General features: G+C 68.2%; 6 protein-coding genes and 1 pseudogene. 3 read left to right on the top strand and 4 right to left on the bottom strand.

The window, feature by feature from the left end:
• Window positions 1-63: 63 nt before the first annotated feature.
• Window positions 64-705: a TetR/AcrR family transcriptional regulator gene (locus ACYVO6_RS39700; RefSeq protein WP_461070134.1), complete on the bottom strand. Its 642-nt coding sequence runs from the start codon at window positions 703-705 to the stop codon at window positions 64-66.
• Between the two features lie 22 nt (window positions 706-727).
• On the opposite strand from ACYVO6_RS39700, the gene ACYVO6_RS39695 reads away from it, so the two are divergent.
• A complete protein-coding gene (locus ACYVO6_RS39695) occupies window positions 728-1072 on the top strand; it encodes a cupin domain-containing protein (RefSeq protein ID WP_461070132.1) in 345 nt (114 codons plus the stop codon).
• A gap of 17 nt (window positions 1073-1089) precedes the next feature.
• Here the strand turns inward: ACYVO6_RS39695 and ACYVO6_RS39690 are convergent.
• Both ACYVO6_RS39690 and ACYVO6_RS39685 read right to left on the bottom strand, forming a co-directional pair.
• Window positions 1090-1908, bottom strand: a pseudogene (locus ACYVO6_RS39690) (IS630 family transposase); the annotation flags it as partial.
• A 394-nt stretch (window positions 1909-2302) separates the two neighbouring features.
• Window positions 2303-2806: a peptidoglycan-binding domain-containing protein gene (locus ACYVO6_RS39685; protein WP_461070130.1), complete on the bottom strand. Its 504-nt coding sequence runs from the start codon at window positions 2804-2806 to the stop codon at window positions 2303-2305.
• Window positions 2807-3365: 559 nt separating this feature from the next.
• Between ACYVO6_RS39685 and ACYVO6_RS39680 the strand changes: the two genes are divergently transcribed.
• Window positions 3366-3665: a hypothetical protein gene (locus ACYVO6_RS39680; RefSeq protein WP_461070128.1), complete on the top strand. Its 300-nt coding sequence runs from the start codon at window positions 3366-3368 to the stop codon at window positions 3663-3665.
• Window positions 3666-3780: 115 nt separating this feature from the next.
• On the opposite strand, the gene ACYVO6_RS39675 is transcribed toward ACYVO6_RS39680, so the two are convergent.
• Entirely contained in the window at window positions 3781-3975 is a 195-nt protein-coding gene (locus tag ACYVO6_RS39675; RefSeq protein ID WP_461070126.1) for a hypothetical protein, read from the bottom strand.
• Between the two features lie 771 nt (window positions 3976-4746).
• Here ACYVO6_RS39675 and ACYVO6_RS39670 point away from each other — a divergent pair.
• A complete protein-coding gene (locus ACYVO6_RS39670; RefSeq protein WP_461070124.1) occupies window positions 4747-5745 on the top strand; it encodes an ArsR/SmtB family transcription factor in 999 nt (332 codons plus the stop codon).
• Window positions 5746-6350 lie beyond the last annotated feature (605 nt).

Below are 6350 nucleotides of genomic sequence, written 5' to 3'. Positions count from 1 at the left end.
GTCACTCCGCCGGCCACCGATAATCAGCGAGAGACTTAAGCCCGCGATTTCAGGCGCATCACACTAGTGCTGTGACCGGGAAGGTTCACGGGAAGGTTCACCGGGTTGCGCCAGGGCTGCGGCCAGCAGCGCGTGTGCTGACTCACGCATGAGGGTTGCGGCCTCCGTCCGTGACACACCGGCGATGTCCACCATCCAGACCCAAGCCTCGATTCCGCAGCCGGCGCGAATAGCGACAGCGAGTCGTCTGCGGTCGATGTGCGGGTGCGACTCGGCCAGCGGTGCCAGGGCGTCCTCGATCCATGCGATGGCCCTGCCTTGTCGCAGCACTGGGCGGGCATCGCGCGGCGTCTGTGGTTCCTGATCCAGGGACAGCCGCAGCGCGGCTCGCAGTTGCGGCTCCCACCTGCGCAAGATCTCCGTCTGCTCGGCCATGACCAGGTCGAGGCGGGCGTGGACGTCATCGGGTGCGTCCTGGTCGAGCAGGCTGGGCCGGTCGATGGTCGGTATCGCGGCCAGGAGCAGGTGTCTCTGGTTCGGGAAGTAACGGTAGGCCGTGGTACGGGAGATGCCGACGGCGTCAGCCGACTGTTCCACGGTCGGGGTGTGTCCGCTCTCCAGCAGGGACCGGGCGGCCTCGACGAGGGCGTCGCGAGTGCGCTGCTTCTGCCGGATCCGCCCCGTCGACTCATATGGTACTGCCATGCCGTCATGGTACGTTAGTCTCATGAATGACCCTGTGGTCACCGACCCGCAGCTGTACCGGGTCGTGTGGGAGAACGAACGTGTGCGGGTGCTGGAGTACCGCGATACGCCGGGCGATGCGACGCACCGGCATGCCCATCCGGACACCGTCATGGTGACCCTCTCCTCGTTCCAGCGGGTGATCTCGGCCGGAGGCCGAGACGTCCCGGTCGCCCTGGAGGCGGGACAGGTCCGCTGGCTGGACGCGCAGGAGCACCAGGGCCGCAATGTGGGCCAGACGGTCACCCATTCCATGTTCATCGAGCTCAAGGAACCCCGGCCCGGCGCCCCGCGCACGGATGCCGCATTGGGGCCGTCCGCCTCCTGAACACGGCTCGTCGCCCCTCAGGGGCGGCGCGTCCAAAGGGCGGCTGCGGTGGTGAGCGGGCGTCCGCCCCAGCGGATGCCCTTCTCGCTGCGGATGCGGGCGCGTTCGCGGCGCTCGGCGGCCAGGACGTCGCGGTGGCGTGCGTTGGCGTTGCGCCAGCGCAGGTAGGCGTGCAGGGCCCGGGTCTGCACGGTGTGGTTGGGATGGTCAGAGTTGGCGATGGTGAACTGCCGCAGCGGTCCGAAGTGCGCCTCGATCGGGTTGGCCCACGAGGCGTAGGTCGGGGTGAAGCACAACTCGACCTTGTGCTTCTTCGCCCAGCGGCGGATGCCGGCGCCCTTGTGGGCGGACAGGTTGTCCAGGATCACGTAGATCGGGGCGCCGTCGGGCCGGGCGGCGCGGATCGACTTCAGCGCGGCCAGCGTGTTCCCGGCGCCCTTCCTGCGGCGGTTGACGCCCCACAGCCGGTCGTCGCCGACCGCGTAGCAGCCGTGGAAGTAGCGCACCCCGTGGGTGCGGTGGTAGGTGGCCGGCAGCCGGTCGGGATGTTTCCGTTCGGCCCAGCCCGATCCTGCGGTGGGCCGGATTCCGAGCGGGCCGAACTCGTCGACGGCGAACACCCGGTCCGGGAAGCGGTGAAGGACCTCCTCGATCCGGTCCAGCTTCGCCTCGCGGTCGGGGTCGGGGGATTCCTTCCACGTCTTGGTGCGCTGGAAGGTGACACCGCGGCGGGCGAGCAGGCAGCGTAACGCCTCACGGCCGATGCGGATGATCCGGCCGTGGACTTTGCGCAGGTAGGCGACGAGTTTGCGCAGCGGCCAGCGGGTGAAGGGCTGCACGACCCAGACGGCTCACCGATCGGCTTCACGGAAATCTTGACTGAGCCACGATTCACGCGTCGCCGACACTTTCGCACGGCCCGGTCGTTCGCGACGATGGGGTCGCGCGAGCGGGGCCAGCCGCTGCGGCAGCCGGGCAAGGGCGCGATGCTGACGCGAGGGCGTTTTGATCAGGCAGACGGTGGCAGAGTGGCGACACATCGAAGCCCCGGACAGTGCAGGCGACTTGAGAGGTCACCCGCTCCAACCGGAGTTTCGCTGCGTTCGGGACGGGACAGTCTGCAGACGTCGCACCACCGTGACCTGCGACTCCGCACCGTCATCAGGACTTTGAAACAGCCCTACCGGGGCGCGTCGCTTCTTCGGCTGGCCGGACCAGCCGAAGGGCGGGTCAAGGGATGTACACCGAGGACATGCTCGACGTCTTGGAGCACTTCACGAACTGCCCCGTGCTCTCCCGGTAGACCGGCCACTTGATGTGGTCGCGAGTGTTGGGACCGTACTCGCCGTCGACCCTCGCACCCGAGGCGCTCTGCGCCCTCCTAAGGGCGGCTTCCGTCAGGTCGCCGAAATCCCCGTCGAGCGTGAGACCGGCGGAGTAGCACTTCTTCAACGCTCGCTGCAGAGCCGTGACGGCGGAATCGGTTCTGCTGCCGACATCACCGTTGGCCAGGTAGCAGGTGGAGGTCGGGGTGAACTCGTTCCAACCCCAGGGGAGCGGCGCCCTCAGGTCCCGGTTGTTGTCGACGAACATGCTGACGCTGTAGGTGCAGTGCCGGTAGGTGCCGTGCGCCGATGCCGCGGGGGCCGCCGCGAACGCCACGGCGAGTGTGCCGGTGAGCAGGGCGCCTGTGAGGGTGAGGCTGGCGAGACGGCGGCTTCTACGAGTGCTCATGTCCATCCTTTGTCAGTGAACCGACTGGGGTGTGCGGTGAGTTGCACGGCCTTCGGGGCCGCGTGGGTCCACTCCGGGCCCGTTCCCCCCTGCAGGGAGGGAACGGGCCGCGGTGGGTTCGTGGAACGGCCGGTCCGTCAGACCGTGAGACGGTTGGCCCAGGCCTTGAACGCGGCCTTGGACGGCACGCAAGTGTGGGCCTCGGCGTCGTTGGCCCACAGCCACCTCAGGGTCGTCGTGGGCTTCGGACTTTGTCGTCCGTGCAGGGGACTTTGTCAGTCGTGCACCGCCTCAAGTTGACGCGCATCAGGCGAGGGTCGCCCTGCGGGTGAGGTCATGCGCGACCGCCATGGCCGGTGTCAGCCCCGCACGACGGGCACAGTAGCCCGGCCCGGTCGCTGAGTGTGCCGGTCGTTTGCCCCACACGAAGCGGCCGCCGCGCACATCGAAGGACGCGCACGACGGCGGATGACACCGTCTCTGGTTCACGGTCGTGACCCTGTTGAGCTCACCTGCCGCTGGGGCCACGAGCATGCTGTCCTGCGGCACCGTCAGATCCATGGCTCGCAGCGAAGGCGCGGGGGCACCGCGGGGCGGTGGATTAGGACTCGAACTGTCCGCAGCGATCCAGTGGCGTCTCTACCAGGTGCTTCCCTGGCCGGACGCGGTCCTCAACCTCAGCCGCCTGATGGTCGTTCAGCACGGCATGCGGCACATCGACTGGGCCCCGGCAGCGCTGGACGGCCTCGGGCCGGACGCCGGCACCCGTATACACGCCGCCGTCACCCTCTTCGGATATGTCCGAGTGAACGACACGCCCTCCTTGCGGTGCCCCTCGGGCCACCGGTTGGCGGTGTAACGCCAGTCCTCCACCGTCCTGCGCTCGACGCCGATGTCATCCGCGAACATCTGCAATGACTCCGTCACGCTGAACAGGTCCTCGGTGCCATTCGGCATCGACCCGCCCACCGCCCTCATCGGCTCGACTCCAACGCCATGTCACCCAAAGCGAACTGCGCCCTCGCGACCTGCGCGATCAGTTCCTTCGCCCGGGTGACGAGCTGTTCGTAACGCTGCCGGGTGACGTTCCCGATCCGGTCGGCCACATCGGTCATGAAGACCACCGCCTCGCCCGGGTCCGGCCCGGCCGCCACGACGTGACCGGTCAAGGGGGCGCCGGCCCCGGTCACCGTCCACCGTGACGCGTGCGCGACACGCCGGGGCAGGGCGTGAGCCGGGGGGCGCTCGAAGCGCTCGGGAGTCGGTCCCAACTTCCCTGCAAAACAAAGGGTGTTCGAGGTGTTCGCGAGGCGTTCGGCTACGGCGTTTCCGTAACGCCGTTCCGCGACGCCCGCCGCTGACGGCAGGCCCGCACCCGGCAACGGTCCGAGCAGTACACCGCAGCCCTCGGCCGCTCCACCCCCACCATCCACGACCGCCCGCAGACCGGGCACTCCGCATGCTCTCCGCGCTGCATCGCAGCCACCCGCTGCCGGGTCCGCTGAAGCCTCCGCCACCGCCGCGACCTGCACCGACCCGAGCAGAACACCGCCTCCGCCGCCATCGCCTGCGGTAGCGGATCACCACACTCCCGGCAGTACCGCCGAACTGTCCCGCCAGCCCACGAACCAGATCATCCAGCCGTACCCACCTCACGGCCAGGGATCAAAAACACCTACTGACCCAGCCCCGAAGTACGTGAGTCCCGGAGTCCGTGCCCCCGGCACTCACCACGGCCGCGGCGGTACTTCAATGCCGCCGGGAGGCCGACGGGCGGGGCCGCCGACGCGGGTTCGGGATTAAGGAGACGTGTCCGGTGGGTTCAGCACCTGCTTGAGATCCCGGGTCGACCGGCGGTGGCCTGATTGATCATTGCGTGACATCTGTCCGGAACTGAGACTGCTGTAGGCCAAACAGTGGCGCGTAGGACGGGGCGCTCGGTGAAACGCATTCACTTTACGGCGGAGGACCTGGCGCGGACCCGCGTGGCCACGACGATCGGCGTGGCGGCGGAGACGTTCGACAGTGTGAGGCTGTTGAAGGATCGCGACGCCAGTCTCGCTTTCCGCCGCTGGCACGTATCGGTACGTGGACGGCTGGGCGGACAGGCCGGCCCGCTCGCCGCGTTGATGCCCAAACGCGGTCCGCTGATCGACGCGATGAGCCTGATGGGAGACACGGCATCCGTCGACGAGGCGGTGGACAACCTTATGGCGGCTCCCCGCGCCCTGATGTGCCTCGAACTGGAGAACATCGACTTCCACCCCGCAGACCGATCCTGGGCCCGGACCCTGATGGACGGCGACCGGGAAGCTCGCCTCCAGGTGGCCGCGGCACTCAGGGCCTGCCACAGCGTCACCGTCGCCCCCTACTGGAGCAGGGTGCGCTCCCATCTGAGCGAGGTCCGGGCCGGGTACGTGGGCGCGATGGCCGACGGTGGGGTCGAGCAGCTCCTCACCACACTCTGCGGTCCGTTGGTCCGCTGGCGGCCGCCCGTGCTCGAAGTGGTCCACACACGCAATGCGGACATCCACCTGAACGGGCGAGGTCTCGTCATTGCGCCGACGATGTTCTCCACACGGCAGGTCGAACTTCTGTACCCGCCGCTGGACCCGTCCCGGGCACCCATTCTGGCCGTCCCCACCCTCAGGGGGACCTCGCTCGACACCGCGCTGTGGGAGGGCGTCGGCGAGTCCACCGCCCCGTCACTCGACGACCTGCTGGGACGTACCAGGGCCGCAGTGCTGAGGGCGGCCGTCGGCGGATGCGGCACCACGGAGCTGGCCCGCCGCCTGAACATCTCGCCGGCGACCGCGAGCCACCACGCGACGGCGCTGCGCAATGCCCACCTGGTCACCACCCGACGCGAGGGCAAGGCGGTCCTTCACACGGTCACGTCACTGGGCATCGCCCTGCTGGGGCAGAGCCCCCTCGTCTGACGGGACGACCGGGCCCGATACCGGGAGGGAGCCCCGCGGCCGGGCACGTTTCGATGGTCTTCGAAACGTTGGCGGCTGCCCCTGGCCGAAGCCTATGTTGAGGCGCTCGATCGACCGAAGTGACATATCTCGTCAACAACTGGGGGATCTTCATGATCAAAGGGCTTATTGCAAGGACAGTAGCCTCAACGGCGCTCGCCTTGGGGGGAGCGATGACCCTCACGCCGAGCGCTGTAGCGGATAGCGGTTCGTCGCTGGCCGCTGTTCCTGCGTCCAGTAATTCCGAAGCGCAGGCTTGTTGGGGCAACCCGGAACGCGGCAGCGAGGGCCACTATGGGAACAGTGTCTGGTGCGACTCGGGGCGATACCGGATGGTGATCAGGTGCGAGACCCTGGGGGGCTACAGTTACGTGCACTACGGTCCCTTCGTATGGGCGCCCGCGAAGAGCACCGCATGGTGCAACCTCGGCGACAGGGTCACCGGCTCCTGGTGGGGGTGAGTCGGAGGCGCCTTCGGCAGTAGGCGGCAGCCTCGTCCAATGAGCTGTACTGAGATTTGTGGAGTCCCTGATGCCAGGGTTACGGTCCTGGCGAAGGAGAACCAC

It is taken from the genome of Streptomyces pseudoechinosporeus, assembly GCF_054783935.1.
This window is presented reverse-complemented; position numbering and strand designations above follow the sequence as displayed.

What these genes read in the sequence shown, in the direction of transcription:
- ACYVO6_RS39700 (WP_461070134.1), bottom strand. Translation starts at nt 705, where the DNA reads ATGGCAGTACCATATGAGTCGACGGGGCGGATCCGGCAGAAGCAGCGC.
- ACYVO6_RS39695 (WP_461070132.1), top strand. Translation starts at nt 728, where the DNA reads ATGAATGACCCTGTGGTCACCGACCCGCAGCTGTACCGGGTCGTGTGG.
- ACYVO6_RS39685 (WP_461070130.1), bottom strand. Translation starts at nt 2,806, where the DNA reads ATGAGCACTCGTAGAAGCCGCCGTCTCGCCAGCCTCACCCTCACAGGC.
- ACYVO6_RS39680 (WP_461070128.1), top strand. Translation starts at nt 3,366, where the DNA reads ATGGCTCGCAGCGAAGGCGCGGGGGCACCGCGGGGCGGTGGATTAGGA.